This window comes from Gelidibacter mesophilus DSM 14095 (assembly GCF_000423005.1).
GTDB classification, from domain to species: Bacteria; Bacteroidota; Bacteroidia; order Flavobacteriales; family Flavobacteriaceae; genus Gelidibacter; species Gelidibacter mesophilus.
The window spans coordinates 25,352-42,738 of sequence record NZ_AUHD01000011.1; the positions used below are offsets into that span (position 1 = coordinate 25,352).

The window sequence follows — 17,387 nt, forward strand, 5'->3', positions numbered from 1 at the left end:
CCATAAAAGAAATGCTTCTCTTTATTCCAAATAAGACGCATGTTCTAAGTTCCTAAAATACGGTCAGTATCAGCTTTCTACTGATAACTAAAGTAGTTTTTGGAAATGACTGTTTTCTTTTTCATTCCCATTGAATTAGAAATCAAGAGCCTTAGCCTATGAAAACCCCCGAGAAGGAATAAACAATCCATTTCGTCACTCCTTCTGAAAACAAATGGCTAATTTTGCCGTCTTTTTGTTTGCATAATTCGTGATTAACGAGCTTATGTTTTCGGCTTAGCTGTTAAGTTTTAATAATGTAAAATTAAAAAGAATTTCGAATATATGAAGGCTCGCCAAAACGAGCAGGTCACATAAATGTCTCATATTTTAAAAATTATGGAAACAAAAGATCAAAACGGACTTAACAAAGCTTCACGAACGCTTTTGCTCGTTGGTGTCTTATTTGTGGCCATCAATCTCAGGCCCGCACTTTCCAGTATTGGGCCGTTAATCAATATGATCCGTCAAGATGTTGGGCTTTCAGATACCTTGTTGGGCTTGCTCACCACATTACCCTTAATAGCGTTTGGTGTTGTTTCAACAATTACACCGTTATTCACTAAACGGTTTGGAATCGGAAATACACTTTTAGGGGCGTTGATCTTATTAACCGCAGGAATCATCATCCGTTCCGTGGGCGGGATATTTGAATTGTATCTGGGTACCACTTTATTGGGAATTGCCATTGCTTTCGGAAATGTATTGATTCCTGCATTGATTAAAAGAAACTTTCCGCACAAAGCAGGATTTGTGACCAGTTTATATTCTGGAATCATGTCACTTGGTGCTGCTTTTGCCGCAGGATTAAGTGTGCCATTGGCCATCGAACTCAATTTGGGATGGCGCGGTTCATTGGCCGTCTGGGGAATGTTGGCAGTGTTGGCGTTAATTATTTGGATTCCTAATATAAAACGCATCAATCGGACCGCACCACGTCGAAGTTTTAAAGAAGCCATTAAGAAATTGAGTGGCTCCGTACTGGTATGGAAATTGGCGCTTTATATGGGGCTCCAATCTTTTGCTTTTTATGTGATTTTAGCTTGGCTACCCGCTATTCTCATAGACCGAGGATTTGATGCCGCGTACGCCGGTTGGATGCTTTCCTTATCACAGGCCACGGGAATTGTTGGAGCCATTATAATCCCGCTTTGGGCAGGTTCAAGAAAAGATCAACGTTTGGTCATTGTGTCGTTGATAATTGTTGAAGCCATTGCTTTGATTGGGTTGATGCTGCCGGGAATTGGAATGGTTGAACTCTGGGTTGGACTTGTTGGCATGGTGCTTGGCGGTACTTTCGGATTAGCGCTGTTGCTGATCGTTCTCAGGTCAAAGGATGCAGAAACCGCTGCGGAACTCTCAGGAATTGTGCAGTCCATTGGCTATTTTATTGCTGCAACGGGTCCGTTTATTGTAGGGGTCATTTATGATTTAACATCACAATGGAACTACGCTTTGATTTTGTTGATAATCGTTGCAATTATCAAACTTGTCATGGGTATTGATGTTGGAAAAGATAGAAAAGTCTAGTGTGTTTATAGTATCACCTTAAAATATTATTATTCTTAATTTTATAGATGGCTTAAATCAGGACGAAGTAGAATCATTCCACAATCAAAGGCTCCAAAGTTTCCCAAACCGTATGTGCCAAGATCTTATGACCTTCCACATTTGGGTGGATGCCATCGCCTTGGTTCAGAGAAGCAATCCCACCCACATCCTTCAAAATAAAAGGAATAAATTCCAAATTATTCTTTTCCGCCAAGTTGGCATAAAGTTGTCGGAACTCGGAGGTGTAGTCCTGTCCCATGTTTGGAGGCAGTTCCATCCCAGCAAGAATGATGGTGGTTTCCGGGCTTTTTTCCTTCACCATATCAATGATAGCTTGTAAATTGGCGCGCGTTTCAGATAATGCTACGCCGCGTAATCCATCATTAGCACCAAGTTCCAATAAAAACACATCTACTTTTTGTTTGATCACCCAATCAATTCGACTTTTACCTCCGGCGGTCGTTTCACCGCTGACACCAGAATTAATCACTGTATAATTCAAATTTAAAGAATCGATCTTTTGTTGCAACAACGCAGGGTAGGCCTCAGTACTATCATCCAGTCCGTAGCCAGCGGTAATACTATCTCCAAAACACAGAATAGTTTTAGAACTGTTCACTTGTGTTTCCGTCGCTTCGTTTTGTTTTGCAGTCTCCGTATTTTCGCTGGTTTTTTTAGTTTTGGCATCGTTACAGGAAAGAAGAAATAACGGGATGATAAAATAACAAAACTTTATGAGTTTGTAAGACGTTACGGTTGGTAGAATTGAATGCATTTGTTTATTTTGAGCCTTGGACATAAGTCGCTATTTAAATTAAAATTTATATGCCAAAGATATTAAAGATTACCGGGCTGGAAAAGACATATACCAGTGATAACAAACAATTAACGGTCTTACACGATATTTCTTTTGATGTCGAAAAAGGTCAGACCTTTTCAATTGTCGGTCCATCAGGAAGTGGGAAGACCACCTTACTCGGGTTATGCGCGGGCTTGGATGAACCAAATGCAGGCCGTGTTGAGTTATGTAGCGAGGACTTGAGCCGGTTAAATGAAGACCAACGCGCACAATTGAGAAATAAGGAAGTCGGCTTTATTTTTCAGAATTTTCAATTGTTGCCTACCTTAACTGCGCTCGAAAATGTGAGTGTCCCATTAGAATTGCAAGGCTCAAAAGAAGCAACTAAAAAGAGCATGACCTTATTGGAAAAGGTGGGTTTAGGCGATAGGGTCCATCATTACCCATCCCAACTCTCCGGTGGAGAGCAGCAGCGTGTGGCCTTGGCGCGTGCTTTTGCAAATGCACCGTCCATCTTATTTGCCGATGAACCTACGGGGAATTTGGATGCCGAAACCGGCGAAAAAGTAATCCAGTTATTGTTCGATCTCAATAAAGAAAATGGCACCACCTTGGTCATCATTACCCACGATTTAGAATTGGCGAATCGGACCCAACAAATCCTGCGACTTAAAGGCGGGAAAATAGTAACCAATGAACCGACTCCTATACTGTGAACGACGCTCCATTCAACACCAAACTACAGACATCTTGGCTTTTTAAAATGGCTTGGCGTGATGCCAAGGCAAGCAAAGTGCGGCTATTTTTATTTATGGCCTCAATTATCCTGGGGATTGGCGCTGTGGTGTCCATACAATTATTCAGTACAAATCTGAAGGACAATATCCAAAGCCAATCAAAAACCCTTATGGGTGCCGATTTTATAATCGATTCCAGACAGGTCCCGACCGAGCGTGCACAAGCAATAATCGACTCTCTCAAACCTGATGCTTCTGAAGTGAATTTCGTTTCGATGATTGCCTTTCCAAAAAATGGCGGCACCAAGTTGGTGCAAGTGCGCGGATTGGAAGGCAGCTTCCCGTTTTATGGTCAAATGGAAACGCAACCAACCTCTGCTGCAACTACTTATCAGAGTTCAGGTGGTGTATTGGTTGATGCCACACTGATGCTTCAGTTTAATGTCAAATCAGGAGATTCCATCAAAATAGGGGAACTCACCTTGCCCATTGCAGGAGCCTTAAACTCAATTCCGGGTAGCTCTGCTATCTCTGCTTCCGTGGCACCTCCGGTGATCATTCCAAATCGTTTTATTGAAGCTACAAATTTGTTGCAGTTTGGAAGCCGTAAAGAATACCAATATTTTTATAAGGCTTCAGATACTTTAGATCTTAACCTGCTTGAAACCAGATTGGAACCATTATTAGATTTAGAAAACGCCGATATAAAAACGCATATTGGCAGTACCCAGCGTTTAGGAAAACGCTATGACAATGTGGGTAAATTCCTGAATCTAGCCGCTTTTATTGCCTTACTTCTGGGCTGCATTGGCATTGCCAGTTCTGTCCATATTTATATCAAAGAAAAATTAAGGGCCATTGCCGTCCTGAAATGTATGGGAGCTTCACGATTGCAAAGCTTTTTGATTTTCGGGATTCAAATTGCAGCGATTGGAATTGTAGGTGGGCTCATTGGATCATTGATCGGCGTCGGACTACAAGGCTTGTTCCCATATCTGTTGAAAGACTTTTTGCCGTTTACGTTGGAGATTTCAATTTCTGCACAACCCATTATTATCGGAGTACTGCTCGGTTTGATGATGTCAGTACTCTTTGCACTTTTGCCACTGCTTCGTACTTGGTACGTGTCACCATTAGAAGTGTTGCGGGTAGATGAAAAGGCCACTCAAGAACCTCTAAAAATACGGATTCTAGTCTTTGGTGCCATTTTGGTCTTTCTCTTTTTATTTTCGTTCTGGTTGATTAAAAATGCGCTGTACGCTTTAGCTTTTGTAGGTGCAACTGTTGTCACCTTTGCTGTTTTAGCAGGCGTAGCACTATTATTTATTAAAACCATTCGGAATTATTTCCCTAAAAGTTGGGGGTTCACGGTGCGTCAAAGTCTGCTCAATCTCTTTCGTCCCAACAATCAAACTGTCGTTTTGGTCGTGGCTATTGGTTTGGGAACATTTTTAATTAGCACCTTGTATTTTACAAAGGATATTTTGTTGGACAAAACGGAAATAGGGCAGAGCACAGAAAATGCCAATATCATTGTTTTGGATGTCCAAACGGAGCAGCGCGATGCGGTGGCAGAAAGCATTTCCACAAAGGACTTGCCCGTACTCAATAACATTCCGTTGGTGACCATGCGGATGCACAGCATCAAAGGCCGATTGGTTAATGAACTCCGACAGGACACTGCGCGCCAAGTTCGTGGTTGGATCCTAAACCATGAATTCAGAACCACCTATCGGGATACTCTGACGGCTTCGGAAGAACTGGAAGCCGGCACATGGATCCCGCGATTAAAGCAAGGCGATCCGGTGGTGATTTCCATTTCAGATAACCTTGCCAGCGATGCAAAAGTTACGGTTGGTGATGTGATTGTATTTAATGTCCAGGGTGTTCTGATGGAAACTACTGTTGGCAGTATCCGAAAAGTAGATTGGGCACAGATGCAGCTCAATTTTACCATTGTATTTCCTGCGGGTGTGCTCGAGGATGCACCACAGTTTAATGTATTGACCACATCGGTAAAGGATGAAGCCAGTTCAGCCGCCTTGCAGCAGGATCTGGTTTCTAGATTCCCCAACCTCACCATCATTGATTTGCGACAGGTTTATAATTTAGTGGAAGATATTTTGGAAAAGGTCTCATGGGTCATTAATTTCATGGCGTTTTTCAGTATCCTTACGGGAATCATTGTGTTGATTGGCTCGGTCAGAACCAGCAAATACCAACGCATTAAAGAAAGCGTCTTACTGCGGACCCTTGGTGCAAAAAACAAACAGATTCTTCAGATTTCAGCCTTTGAATATGTTTTTTTAGGCCTTTTGGGAAGTCTTGTCGGTATTATACTGGCCTTGGTGAGCAGTTTGGCCTTGGCTTTGCTGGTGTTTAAAGAACCTTTTGTGCCATCCTGGATTCCTTTTCTGGTGTTCATACCGGGCATTACACTTTTGGTTTTAGGGATTGGGCTAAGTAATATTAGAACTGTTTTGAGAAGTTCACCTTTGGAGGTATTGCGTAGGGAAGGGTAAAGGATGCAATTTCCTTTTTAGAGACTCAAAGCAATCTCCATAATAGACCGCACTGCGTGCATTAAATTTGTAACTTGCATAAAACCCATACACCTAAAAATATGTTTAATATATTAGTTCCATTAGCGGTACAAACACCTACAGGTACACCTAATCCAAGCGACAGCAGTCCTATAGATTTTTCAAATCCCTTTGAAATCATTGTATTTGTTATTGCACCCATCTTACTAGTCATCTTCTATTTATACTATAGAAAAAAGAAAAAAAATGATCGTGAATAAAGGTGTGGAATACTATCTTAATACTTAATACTACTCAAACGTATGTCGTTTCTCCGCTGTAGATGACGCATTGAGCAGTTCATGAAACAGTTTGATATTATTAAAATCGCGCGTGATTGCTTCAGATACCGCAAGGCCAGAAATACCGGTAGCCAATACCTCTTTAACATCATCCGTAGTGATGCCGCCAACGGCAAGCACTGGGATTTCGGTTTTTAAGACGTCCATAATGGCCGTATAGCCGTTGAGACCCAAAACTGTGGGAATGTTCGCTTTGGTGTTTGTAAATCGGAAGGGTCCCAAACTGATATAATCAACGTCCTTATTGATTAAATTTTTACAATCCTGCAAGTTATGTGCCGAGCCGCCAATCATTTGCCAAGTGTACAAATACGTTCTGGCAACGGTAGGGCAGACGTCGGTACTTCCTAAATGCACCCCATCGGCTTTCACGGTTTTGGCTATTTTGTAGTCGTCGTTGATGATCAATCGGGTCTGGAAATGCGAGGTAATTTCCCGAGCCTCCTGAGCCCATTTCAAATGTTTCTTTTCTGAAATATTCTTTAATCGCAATTGTACCAATTCTGCACCAGAAGAACAGGCTTTTTGGATGTTTTCCAAATGTTCTTTGGGAGTGTTGCCTTGAGAGATATAATGTAATTTGGGAATGATCATTTTTCAAATATTTTTGATTGCGTATTTATTTATGGCAATATTAATGTTTTACATGGATAAACCCTGCCGTATGTTGGTTATAAAATATAAATTTTGACAAACCTATAATTCAATAACCTAAAAAGGAAGCGTATGAAAGTTCGTTAATTATTCTTATAATTATTGATATATTTACTTTCCCAAATCATTAGTATGCCAAAAATAGTTATTCGGTTTTTATTCTATTTAATACCTTGTTTTTTATATGCCCAATGTCCGGTTGGAGATGTTCATTTGAATAATCAAAATGATGTTAATGACTATATATCGAATTTTGGAACTTGTGAAGTAATTAATGGAACATTATCTATTAGAGGAGATACAGCAATTGATATCTCTGGAATCACAGCAATAAAGCGAATAGAAGGTTCTTTAATTATTGATTCCAAAATGACGAGTATTGCAAATTTCAGCAATTTAGAATTTGTTGGTGGTGATTTTGAAATTGACCATAATGATGTTTTGGAGACTATTGAAGGCATCAATAAATTACATACTGTTAACGGTAATTTTTTAATTACACAAAATTATACGAGTTTAAAAACCATTAAAGGATTTAATAGTTTAGAAAAAATTGGAGGTAACTTTCAAATATCTGAAAATCATTTTCTCGAAATGATAGCTGCCTTTGATAACCTGATAACTGTGGGTGGTTGGTTTCTGATAAGAAGGGCGGATAAAATGCAAAGATTAAATGGGTTTAATGCACTAACAACAATTGGAACCACTTACAATTCATCATCATTTAAGGGCAATCTCAGTATAGAGAGAAATGAAATCCTATCTGAAATAGATGGATTTAGGGCATTGATTGAAGTGGTAAGGGACATCGATATACTGAATAACAGAAATTTACTACGTGTGAAGGGGTTCACCAATCTTCAAAAAGTACGATCACTAACTTTCATGACAAACCGATTATTGGTTGAAATCCCATTATTTAACAGCCTGACGACCATTGCAGGGTCTTTGAGTATTTATGATTCGGTATTGGTTGACATTGATGGATTTAATTCTATTCAAACGCTTGGATGGTATTTGATAATTAGCCACAATTCTGAGCTTAACAAAATAACAGGTTTTGCAAATCTTAATAAAATAAATGGCGAATTTGCCATCACAGGCAACCCTGAATTAAAGAGCCTCATTGGGTTCAAGAACTTGGTTGAAACTTCAGGAATTAACATTGCGTACAATGTATCTATCGAAGATTTAAAAGGTTTAGAGAATTTATTTACCGTGGGCGTCATTGGGGGTAATGGTGTTTCAATAAGGGGCAATGATTCTTTGTCAGACTGTACTGCGATTTGCAATTTACTGTCCAACGGCACGGTATCTGGTGATATCTATATCGCTCATAACCCTTCAGGATGTAGTAGTGAAGTAGAGGTCAGGACAGAATGTTCTCCAGCCGGAGGAGACGGACGTTTAGCCATTTGTATGACTAGTAGTCCTGTTGATTTATTTGATAGTTTAACTGGAGCGCCAGATTTAGGAGGCGTATGGACACCCGTTTTATTGAGCGGTAATGGACTCTTCAATCCATTATTAGATCACGCTGGCGTTTATACATATACCATTACTACGGGAGTTGGTACTTCAGAATCTTCGGAGGTTACGGTTAAAATTGATAATGTGCCAAATGCAGGAGGAGACGAAAATTTAACTGTTTGTTCGAACATGACTTCGGTTGATTTGTTTGAGAGTTTATTGGGCACACCAGATAAAGGTGGCGTCTGGACACCAAATTTGACGGACGGCAATGGACTATTCGATCCCGCTTTTGATGCTGCAGGTACTTATACTTATACAGTTGCCAATTCATGTGGTACAGCTACCTCAAAAATAACTATTGCAGTTGATGTATTTCCAGATGCTGGAGAAAACGGAAGCCTGGATATTTGTATCGCTGACAACCCTGTGGACTTGTTTAATAGTCTAATGGGCACTCCAGATCCTGGAGGCATTTGGACACCCCAATTAGCAAGTGGAACAGGTGTGTTTGATCCATCTAAGGACACGGCAGGGATTTACTCTTATACTTTGTCGGGCGGAGTTTGTGGATCGGTCACTTCTGATGTTTCAGTGACCATAAATACGCTGCCAAGTGCTGGACAAAATGGACGACTTGACCTTTGTATGAATAGCAGTTCTGCGAATTTGTTTGATAGTTTAGGTGGTTCCCCTGACATAGGTGGCATTTGGTCTCCAACGCTTTCAAGTGGTACAAGTATATTTAATCCTTCAGTGGATGCTTCGGGAGTTTACCTCTACACGGTCACCAATGGCGTTTGTGGTACATCTACAGCTGAAGTTAATGTTCTGGTTGATACACTACCCAATGCGGGAGAAGAGGGGAGTTTAGAGATTTGTAGGAATAGTAATTCCGTAGATTTATTCGCTATTTTGTCTGGAACACCCGATACCAGTGGCGTGTGGAGTCCTTCATTATCAAGTAGAACAGGAGTTTTTAATCCTGAAATAGATAATGGAGGTGTGTACACTTACGCTGTGGTTAATGGTTGTGGCTTGGTATCATCAGAAGTTGTGGTTGACGTCATTAATTTCACTCCCATAAGTGATTATGACGTTAAGATTAAAGAATTTAGCGGGAATAATTCGCTGGAAATTATGGTAAATTCTAACGCGGACTATCAATATTCATTGGACGGTTTACAATATCAAGATAGCTCTATTTTTGATCATTTAAGTGGTGGCGATTACACCATATATGTTCGAGAAATTAATGGCTGTGGAATGGTGCAAGAAACAGTAACCATTTTGGATTTTCCGAAATTCTTCACGCCCAACAATGATGGTTTCCATGATGTTTGGACATTAATAGGAAGCACCACTAGAGTTTATGATCTTTATATCCATGATCGGTATGGTAAACTTTTAAAGCAGATAAGAGCTTCAGGAAAAGCTGCTTGGGATGGCACTTATAGAGGTAAAAATTTACCATCAGATGATTATTGGTTTAAAGTTGTTTTTGAGGATGGCTTTGTTAAGACCGGTCATTTTACTTTGAAAAGATGATCGATTGCCCTAAACACATTACATTCTAATGTATATTCATAGAGCTACGTCGTTAAAATCTATAGATACTCCCTGCGAAAAAACACCTCTATAACAAAACATCTCAAACCCTCCAAAGCATTCTCCCCGAAGGTTTAAACGAACATAGTGAGCGATTTATGAACTCTATTTAATTATTTTTATCTATCTTTAAAATTCAATTACCCGCATTGAGGTAATGAATTCTCCCCTAAAGAGTTTATGATAGTATAGCTTTGTACGCATGGCTTGAAGCCTTTTGTTGACCACATTTTTTAATAGATTGATTGCATTTCTCCCCACAGGCCTAAACCTATTTTCTTGCTGAAAACGGTAAGGTTACTATTAGGTTACGCAACCCATTCAAGTTTCAAACTTGGCGAAAGAAGTATTGAATTGAGATCTTCCCACGGTCTTTAAGTCTGAACATAAACTTTAATACATGCACTATGATCCTATCTCATATTTCCTTTTGCTCCTGAGTGTTTGCTTTCTAACGTCTTGCTATTCCGTTAGATTACGGAATGTCAATGGCACACCACAACCGGATCCATTTTCAGACCGAGACGATTACTACCGCGGAATGGCGGTCGTGGAGGTGGACACAACAATTGGTATCAACATGACCTCAAAAGATTTTACCTACCTCATTAAGGAAAAGGAAGCCTGTGAATCAGGAAAAATCAACATCATTGAGTATCGCAGTACATTTGGTGGACTTTTACTTAATGCCATCACGTTTGGTAAAAAGCGTAAAGTGAAAATCAAATATGTGTGTGAAAAACCTTAAACTAGAACATCATGGCAAATACAAAATCAAAGCTATTGACAGAATGGGATACCTTACATAACAACGGCCCTTTTCCTTTGAAGTTATTGTACCAGACGAAATTGGAAGGCGAACGGGAGATGCCGAAAAAGCTGGACCGTTATAATGATGTCGCCTTAGAAATTCAACGATTAATAAGAGAAAGTCACCATGCTGGCGAGGGTTTCCGTGCCTACGGTTCGGCCTGGTCCATGAATACGATTGCCAGTCATAAAGACCGCATGCATTTTAATGGCTTCATGAATCTTTCAATGCCTATCCGTGCCGCTGATTGCCATCCTAACAACACCTACGATCCTACAAATCTGTTTTTATTTGAATGTGGCAACACCATTAAAGAAGTTTCTGAAACCTTGGCTGAAAACGGCAAATCGCTCAAAACAACGGGCGCAAGCAGCGGACAGACTCTTGCAGGCTGTGTGTCGACCGGCGTCCATGGGTCTGCGCTTGATTCAGGATCAGTTCAGGATTATGTTGTCGGGCTTAATTTGATCATAGGTCCCAATCCCAATGACATTGTCTATCTCGAACCGAAATCCAAACCCGCCTTAAGTGATGCGTTTATTCAGACCTTAAACTCACGGGTAATACGATTCCAGGCGAAACCGATGCACAAGGAAAGGGCAATCGGCCTTATCATTATAAAGTATTTATCAATCCATACACTGATGAGCAGGATTGTGTGGTAGAAATCATGTACAAGAAACCCTTTAGAGAACCCTATCCAGATCCATTCCCGGTGATCAAGGAATCGCTGTATCGCGATTTAATCCATCTCTTTGTAAAGCTTGCCGAAAATTTGCCCAAAAGCATTCCGTGGTTGGTGAAGCGTTTACGGGATACCATTCTGCCTCCGGTAAATGAGGAAACTACGGGCATGCTCAAAGAGATCTTTTGGGATGCGCCATACCAAGGTCCAGCGTTTGCCTGTTCTTTTGGCATCCACCATAAAGATTCTGAAAAAGCCATGCAGCTTTTAGGGAAATTGACCCGCGATGAAGGGCCAATTCCAGGTATTTTTGCCATGCGCTTTGTAATTGACGGGGTGCTTTGGAAAAAAACGGCAAGAATTATAAGTTTAGAAGAGTATTCCCGAAGGATGATACAAGTCTTAAAAGCGAATAACATCCCATTTACGATGCATTGGGGAAAAAGTGCCGATTGGGAGTTTCCGGGATTGGTCAATCACATGTATAAAGGTGAAACAACCGAATGGATCGCGCAACGACAAAAATTATTAACACCACAAATGCAGGTGCTATTTTCGAATCGGTTTTTAAAAACGGTTGGATTGGACGCTTCGGTGTAAAACTCCTTTGATAGAACGCTTAGAATTGTGTATTTCAAAATATTTGGAGAATGATCCAGAATATTCAAACTCTGCTATTTTACAACAGATAGTTTATAAATCTGAAATTTACTTGAACATAATCACTAACGATCTAATACCATTAAGGTGTTGTTATATCTATGATGATGTCAAATAGCGCCGAAAAAGTGCTATTTCGTAAAATGCTAAAAAATGTTCTATAATTTATATTATGTAAAATAGAATATTGTCAAGTCAAGAATTCTCAAATTACTCCTTAACCTCTTCCAGTTTGCTTACACGTCCTGTATATTCAATAGAAGTCCGCGCCGAAGATTCTACTCTGATAGTACTTCTATTATTTGGATATAACGTGATCTGAACCTCGTAACGGTCACTGTGTCGGTATTCGTCTTCAATTTTAAATTTAATGTCCACTGTGTGTTTTTTGTCATTGTTGATGACTTCATATTCTTTAGGCACATCGTTGAATTCAATCCCGTTATGGTTGCCATTATAACCGCCACCAAAGTTTTGTTCCCCAAAAAACGGTAAAAATCCTTGGATGCTATCACCTTTAACTTTTAAATAATTCGCGTTTGTGGTGATATCTATATTATTGGCACTATTTCCTGGTCCCATGAGTCTGGAATTTGCAACTCTATTCATTGCTGCAGTTGCTGTTGGAATAGCGCGATTGGAAATAATTTCAAAGGTTTTAGCCGCTACTAAATCCTGTAAATTCCTATAATCTTGGTTGTCTTGTTCTGTGAATTCTTTAGTTCCGCCACAGCCCATCAACATTACAAAAAGTGTACTATATAAAAATAAATTTTTCATAGCCATAGTTTTATATAAAGTTATTAAAAAATAATTAAGCGATGGTAGAAACTGTTCATTTTTTTTGGATCATTGCAACCTGCAACAACCTATATCGATGTGCGTACAATGGCAGATACGAAAAAATTGTAAGAAAAATAAAGACCAAAAAAAACTAATTACCAATCCATATAACCCACTTAAACGTACGTGCTGAATTGTATCCAAAAAATCAGTGAACCTCTCGTAAAATCTACGTTCTCAGCGTTCAATAATCACATCAAACAACTCTTCTTATTTTGGATCAAGAATCAATTCAATCCGTTTTATAGCATCCTGATAATGGTATTTGGTCTCCGTATTTGAAACTGAATTCTTACGACTGTTCAATTGGGTTTTGAGGGTGTTCAATTCACCGCGCACCAAAGCCCTCACATCGGATTGGTTCACGTTATAAAACGTCCCATAACGGCTAGGTTTCAATTCTTCCGTCATCAAATACCCCATACGATCAATATAGGCGCGCTGTAAATTACGTCGGTACACATCCACCGTTTGGTTGCCGCTGAGTTCTTTCCAAATGCCTTTACGCGTGTCTTGTAACATTTCCAAAGCTGAATAGTTGTCTTTATTGATGGCCGTTCCGTCAATCAAACGCCCCAAGACATCAAAATCGAGCATGCTATTTAAATGTCTAGCCTGTGCATTTCTATAGGTTTCGGTATAGCCTGAATGATCTATATTACGCAAGATCTGGAAATTGACCATCCAGGTTGGGCTTGCAAAAGCATTTTCCTGAATCCAGGCCATCGCTTCCTTTTGATCCGATTTTGAGGCGGGCGTATAAATAACGCCGTCTTGGTTTGGTTTTTTAGTGTCTTCATAAACGCCACCAACATGGGTGGTGACGTGACCAATATATCGGTTCCAAACCCCAAGCAACTCCCCTTGCAATTCCTTTAAATCGTCGTAATCATTGGTTTGATCACTGGTCCATTCTGGAAGATGCTCTGCCACATACTTTAGGTTTTTAAGTCCGTAGGTACTGGCTTTCATCGAATTATTTCCAATGTCTTCCGTTTGTGCAGAAGGATCAAAGCGACTGCTCTGTTTCCCATATTTAAAGCGCGGATCATCCGCTTTTTCCATGACCCATTTGTCCAACGTAGGCGTCTCCCCTTCTGTAGTTGCTCCGGGAATCATGCGGTACCCCCAATTGGTGACATAATGGTCATAAGGCCCTATCTGACGGACAAATCTTATATTCTGGTCGCCTGGCTGTGCAATATAATTGTAACGGGCGTAATCCATGATACTCGCTGCGATACCATGTTCTTGGGTAAACGCACCGTTACGGTAGCTTTCCACATCATAGGCATGACTGGCCCCCATATTATGTGGAAAACCTAATGCGTGACCTACCTCATGAGCTATGACCATACGCATCATTTCTCCTATTTCATCATCACTGGTAGCCAAGGTTCGCGCGGACGGATTGCTAGCGCCAGTTTCCAACATATAACGATTTCTATAAGAACGCAAATGGTTATGGTACCAGATGATATCACTTTCAATGATTTCTCCCGTTCGCGGATCGGAGACGCTTGGCCCAACAGCATTTCGTGTGGTACTCGCCACATATCGCACTACCGAATATCGGATGTCCTCAGGACTGAATTCTGGATCTTCTTCATAAGTTGGTGGGTCTTTGGCGATAATCGCATTTTTGAATCCAGCAGTTTCAAAAGGTTTCTGCCATTCTTCAATCCCCTGTTTGATGTATTTACGCAATTTATCCGGTGTTGCAGGATCTAAATAATAGACTATCGGTTTTATTGGCTCTACCAACTCCCCTCTTTTATAAGCTTCAGGATCTTTAGGTTCCAAGCGCCAGCGGCGGATGAAGGTTTTTTGGTCCGATTTTAAGGCCTCACTACTATAGTCATAATGACTCACTGTAAAAAAGCCCACCCGAGGATCGGCAAGGCGTGGTTGCATTGGTGTGGACGGCAATAAAACCATAGACTGATTCATTTGCAAGCTAATTGTTTCCGTTTCGGGAAGCATTGGTGGTTTTGATGCATTATAAGTAAAGTCCTGTACGATTTCAATGTTCAATGGAAAGCTTTTTGCAGTGGTGATAAAACTTCGCGAATCATCCAAATTTTTGACTTTATAAGTCTCACGCAAACTGCTTGACAATCCGCTAATGGCTTTGACATCGCTGGTGTAGAATTTGGTAACGTCAATCACAACGGCAGATGAATCCTTGCTAAAGGCTGCAATATCAAACGCGTATAGAACAGGTTCGTAATTGTTGGCCTTCACTGAAATGTTGATGGGCAGACTGTCAATGGCCACCGCATTATAGGATTTCACTTTGATCAGGATCTTATCCTGAAAACGCTCCCAAGCGATCAATTGTTCATTGGCCTTGGAGCCAGCGTTAACATACCCACCACCCAAATTTGAGGGCAATTTTGACATTCGGCTCACGAGCAGCATGTCTTTATTCAACAAACTATCTTGGATTTCAAAATAGTATTTATCCTTTATTTTATGAATTTTAAACAGTCCTTCGTCGGTCACAGCTTCTTTGGTAATGACTTTATCGTAAGGTTTGATAGCTTCCTCTTTCTTCTTCTCCGGAACCGGAGCTTCGACTTTATTCTTTGCGTTTTTTTTGTTTTTTTTGGATTGTGCACTGGCATTCAAAGGATTGAGTAGCCCTCCAATAAGAAGTGCGAAGAGACATAATTTCTTCATAGAATTTATTCGTTAAGTTAAGAGTTATAAAGATAGAAATAAGTTTTGGAAAGCGAGGTGTTTTTCTCGCAGAGGCGCAGAGTAGAAAAGTTCCAATGAGAAAATTATATGTTCCATTAATCTTCTAATGGCGTCGAATGGCGGAAAAATAAAGGAGGGCTCTATCTCGCAGAGACGTAGGGACGCAGAGGGTTTGAGGGAATTTATCCATTTGTAGAACCTCCAGTGAGAAAATTCTAATGAACTAAAAATGATCTGTAGTGATCTGTGTTTAAAAATCAATGAGCATCAGCAAATATCTGAGCTCCATATTTAATGTGGAGATGCAAGACACCTGATAATTCCGGCGAATTTATCTCCAAAAATCACATTAAATCAGCGTGATCAGAAGTCAACAGAAATTAGTCTTCAGGCGGGTAGCCATGAATTTCTTCAAAAACGGTATCAAAGTTTTCTCTGATGTAGGCACGTAGTTTCATGCGATAATCATCGTGTAGCCATTTCACAAAGTTATAGGTACTTTTACTGATACATTGGGTATAGCGTTCCAATCGGTGATTGATATCATCTTCCAACAATTTCATCAAAGCCAAGGCATCATAAACGTCTTCACTATTTTCAACACAAATTTTAGTGTGATGGGCAATGGATTGTTCCAAAAGAACCTTTGAGGAATCGCCATTATTTACCGAATCAATATAAGCCTGTTTCATATCAAAATACACCTCTTTTGAATTGGCGAATTCCTTACGGATGGCATCGGGCATCTCATAACGAAAATTGGCTTCAAGATCATCATCGTTGATGATACTATCCAAATAATAATTTGGCGAACCAAATATTTTTTGCCAGTCAATGTCCGCGCCCCAAGGTCCAAAACGGTGCATATTGTTTCCTAAATCGATGATCTTAAACACTTCCTTGTTCTTGTAAATACGAGAGCCACGTCCGACCATTTGATAGTACAACGCCAAGGATTTAGTCGCTCTATTTAGAATAATCGTATCCACAGAAGGCTCATCAAATCCGGTCGTCAAGATACTCACTGAAGACAAAATAGCATTTGGAGTTTCCTTGAACCATTTCAGGATCGTTTTGCGTTCTTTTTTTGTAGCCGTATTATCGAGATGGGCAATGGTATAACCAGCGCGTTTGAAGGCATCATAGATATGCAACGACGTGTTGATTCCATTGTTAAAGATCAAGGTTTTCTTGTTGAGCGAATGCTGCTCATAGGCATACACCACTTTGCGGAGCATGTCTGAATTGGTATATAAATCTTCGGAAGATTTTACGGTATAATCGCCATTGGAACCCACCTCTAAAGAGGTCAGACCAACATTGTACTGATAGGTTTCTGCACGGGAAAGAAAATTATTATCAATGAGCGACTCAATAGTCTCACCAGTGATCAGCTCATTATAGTTGTCCTTCATTGGCAAATCCTTATTGGAACTTAGAGGCGTTGCCGTTACCCCAAGGATAAAGGAGTTTTCGAAATATTTAAAAAGTTTTGTGAATGAGTTGTAATGCGCTTCATCAATAATCACTAAACCCACATCAGAAATATCCAACATATTTTCCTGAAGTCGATTGTTTAAGGTTTCCACCATCGCCACGAAACAGCTGTAATCTGCTTGATCATCCAAATTGGCCTTACTATCCACCACTTTATTGGTCACGTTGAATTCTGTCAACATCCTGGAAGTCTGTTTTAACAACTCAATACGGTGGGTCAAGATCACAACTTTTTTGTCATGATTTTTAAGATATTGTCTTACAAATTCAGAGAAAATCACAGTTTTTCCACCACCAGTCGGCAATTGGTAAAGCAAGTGATAATCTTCAGGAGCCTCGTCAAATGCTTTAAAAACCTTGTCGATTGCCTTTTTCTGATAGTTGTATAAATCTTTTCCTGTTTGACGTTCTAGATTTTCTGAAAGGGTTTTTACAGACATTGGAGT

The 17,387-nt window shown here is 40.1% G+C and carries 13 protein-coding genes and 1 pseudogene; 9 read left to right on the forward strand and 5 right to left on the reverse strand.

Annotated elements, in window-relative coordinates; genetic code table 11:
* The first annotated feature begins 378 nt into the window (after positions 1 to 378).
* On the forward strand, positions 379 to 1,569 hold the full coding sequence (locus G525_RS0113065) for a CynX/NimT family MFS transporter (RefSeq protein ID WP_027126561.1): 1,191 nt from the start codon (positions 379 to 381) through the stop codon (positions 1,567 to 1,569).
* A gap of 73 nt (positions 1,570 to 1,642) precedes the next feature.
* Here the strand turns inward: G525_RS0113065 and G525_RS0113070 are convergent, their stop codons facing one another.
* A complete protein-coding gene (locus G525_RS0113070) occupies positions 1,643 to 2,389 on the reverse strand; it encodes an arylesterase (RefSeq protein WP_027126562.1) in 747 nt (248 codons plus the stop codon).
* Positions 2,390 to 2,415: 26 nt separating this feature from the next.
* On the opposite strand from G525_RS0113070, the gene G525_RS0113075 reads away from it, so the two are divergent.
* The 4 genes and pseudogenes from G525_RS0113075 to G525_RS0113085 all read left to right on the forward strand — a co-directional run bounded on the left by G525_RS0113075 (position 2,416) and on the right by G525_RS0113085 (position 5,929).
* Complete coding sequence (locus tag G525_RS0113075) at positions 2,416 to 3,105, forward strand: ABC transporter ATP-binding protein (protein WP_027126563.1); 690 nt, start codon at positions 2,416 to 2,418, stop codon at positions 3,103 to 3,105.
* Between the two features lie 95 nt (positions 3,106 to 3,200).
* A pseudogene (locus G525_RS22900) lies at positions 3,201 to 3,791 on the forward strand (ABC transporter permease); the annotation flags it as partial.
* A 165-nt stretch (positions 3,792 to 3,956) separates the two neighbouring features.
* Positions 3,957 to 5,648, forward strand: a complete 1,692-nt coding sequence (locus G525_RS0113080; RefSeq protein ID WP_425402522.1) for an ABC transporter permease — start codon at positions 3,957 to 3,959, stop codon at positions 5,646 to 5,648.
* A gap of 101 nt (positions 5,649 to 5,749) precedes the next feature.
* Positions 5,750 to 5,929, forward strand: a complete 180-nt coding sequence (locus G525_RS0113085) for a hypothetical protein (RefSeq protein WP_027126565.1) — start codon at positions 5,750 to 5,752, stop codon at positions 5,927 to 5,929.
* Positions 5,930 to 5,959: 30 nt separating this feature from the next.
* On the opposite strand, the gene thiE is transcribed toward G525_RS0113085, so the two are convergent.
* Positions 5,960 to 6,604: a thiamine phosphate synthase gene (thiE, locus tag G525_RS0113090; RefSeq protein ID WP_035479676.1), complete on the reverse strand. Its 645-nt coding sequence runs from the start codon at positions 6,602 to 6,604 to the stop codon at positions 5,960 to 5,962.
* A gap of 192 nt (positions 6,605 to 6,796) precedes the next feature.
* Here thiE and G525_RS0113095 point away from each other — a divergent pair, with 192 nt between their 5' ends.
* The 4 genes from G525_RS0113095 (at position 6,797) to G525_RS22525 (ending at position 11,838) form a co-directional block, all read left to right on the forward strand.
* A complete protein-coding gene (locus G525_RS0113095; RefSeq protein WP_027126567.1) occupies positions 6,797 to 9,682 on the forward strand; it encodes a T9SS type B sorting domain-containing protein in 2,886 nt (961 codons plus the stop codon).
* Between the two features lie 460 nt (positions 9,683 to 10,142).
* Complete coding sequence (locus tag G525_RS22285) at positions 10,143 to 10,490, forward strand: hypothetical protein (RefSeq protein WP_157491942.1); 348 nt, start codon at positions 10,143 to 10,145, stop codon at positions 10,488 to 10,490.
* Between the two features lie 11 nt (positions 10,491 to 10,501).
* Positions 10,502 to 11,218: an FAD-binding protein gene (locus G525_RS22520; RefSeq protein WP_051209937.1), complete on the forward strand. Its 717-nt coding sequence runs from the start codon at positions 10,502 to 10,504 to the stop codon at positions 11,216 to 11,218.
* Positions 11,219 to 11,223: 5 nt separating this feature from the next.
* Positions 11,224 to 11,838, forward strand: coding sequence for a hypothetical protein (locus G525_RS22525; protein ID WP_051209938.1), 615 nt, complete (start codon positions 11,224 to 11,226; stop codon positions 11,836 to 11,838).
* A gap of 270 nt (positions 11,839 to 12,108) precedes the next feature.
* On the opposite strand, the gene G525_RS0113110 is transcribed toward G525_RS22525, so the two are convergent.
* From G525_RS0113110 to G525_RS0113120, 3 genes are all read right to left on the reverse strand, one after another.
* A complete protein-coding gene (locus tag G525_RS0113110) occupies positions 12,109 to 12,678 on the reverse strand; it encodes a DUF4251 domain-containing protein (RefSeq protein ID WP_169514446.1) in 570 nt (189 codons plus the stop codon).
* Between the two features lie 273 nt (positions 12,679 to 12,951).
* Positions 12,952 to 15,423 carry a zinc-dependent metalloprotease gene (locus G525_RS0113115; protein WP_027126570.1) on the reverse strand — a complete coding sequence of 824 codons (2,472 nt, stop codon included), beginning with the start codon at positions 15,421 to 15,423 and terminating at the stop codon, positions 12,952 to 12,954.
* 401 nt (positions 15,424 to 15,824) lie between these two features.
* The gene (locus tag G525_RS0113120) at positions 15,825 to 17,381 is read right to left on the reverse strand and encodes a DEAD/DEAH box helicase (protein WP_027126571.1); all 1,557 of its coding nucleotides are present in this window, start codon (positions 17,379 to 17,381) and stop codon (positions 15,825 to 15,827) included.
* Between the last annotated feature and the right edge of the window lie 6 nt (positions 17,382 to 17,387).

Coding starts and splice junctions, on each gene's coding strand:
- G525_RS0113065 (WP_027126561.1), top strand. CDS start 379: ATGGAAACAAAAGATCAAAACGGACTTAACAAAGCTTCACGAACGCTT.
- G525_RS0113070 (WP_027126562.1), bottom strand. CDS start 2,389: ATGTCCAAGGCTCAAAATAAACAAATGCATTCAATTCTACCAACCGTA.
- G525_RS0113075 (WP_027126563.1), top strand. CDS start 2,416: ATGCCAAAGATATTAAAGATTACCGGGCTGGAAAAGACATATACCAGT.
- G525_RS0113085 (WP_027126565.1), top strand. CDS start 5,750: ATGTTTAATATATTAGTTCCATTAGCGGTACAAACACCTACAGGTACA.
- thiE (WP_035479676.1), bottom strand. CDS start 6,604: ATGATCATTCCCAAATTACATTATATCTCTCAAGGCAACACTCCCAAA.
- G525_RS0113095 (WP_027126567.1), top strand. CDS start 6,797: ATGCCAAAAATAGTTATTCGGTTTTTATTCTATTTAATACCTTGTTTT.
- G525_RS22285 (WP_157491942.1), top strand. CDS start 10,143: ATGCACTATGATCCTATCTCATATTTCCTTTTGCTCCTGAGTGTTTGC.
- G525_RS22520 (WP_051209937.1), top strand. CDS start 10,502: ATGGCAAATACAAAATCAAAGCTATTGACAGAATGGGATACCTTACAT.
- G525_RS22525 (WP_051209938.1), top strand. CDS start 11,224: ATGTACAAGAAACCCTTTAGAGAACCCTATCCAGATCCATTCCCGGTG.
- G525_RS0113110 (WP_169514446.1), bottom strand. CDS start 12,678: ATGAAAAATTTATTTTTATATAGTACACTTTTTGTAATGTTGATGGGC.
- G525_RS0113115 (WP_027126570.1), bottom strand. CDS start 15,423: ATGAAGAAATTATGTCTCTTCGCACTTCTTATTGGAGGGCTACTCAAT.
- G525_RS0113120 (WP_027126571.1), bottom strand. CDS start 17,381: ATGTCTGTAAAAACCCTTTCAGAAAATCTAGAACGTCAAACAGGAAAA.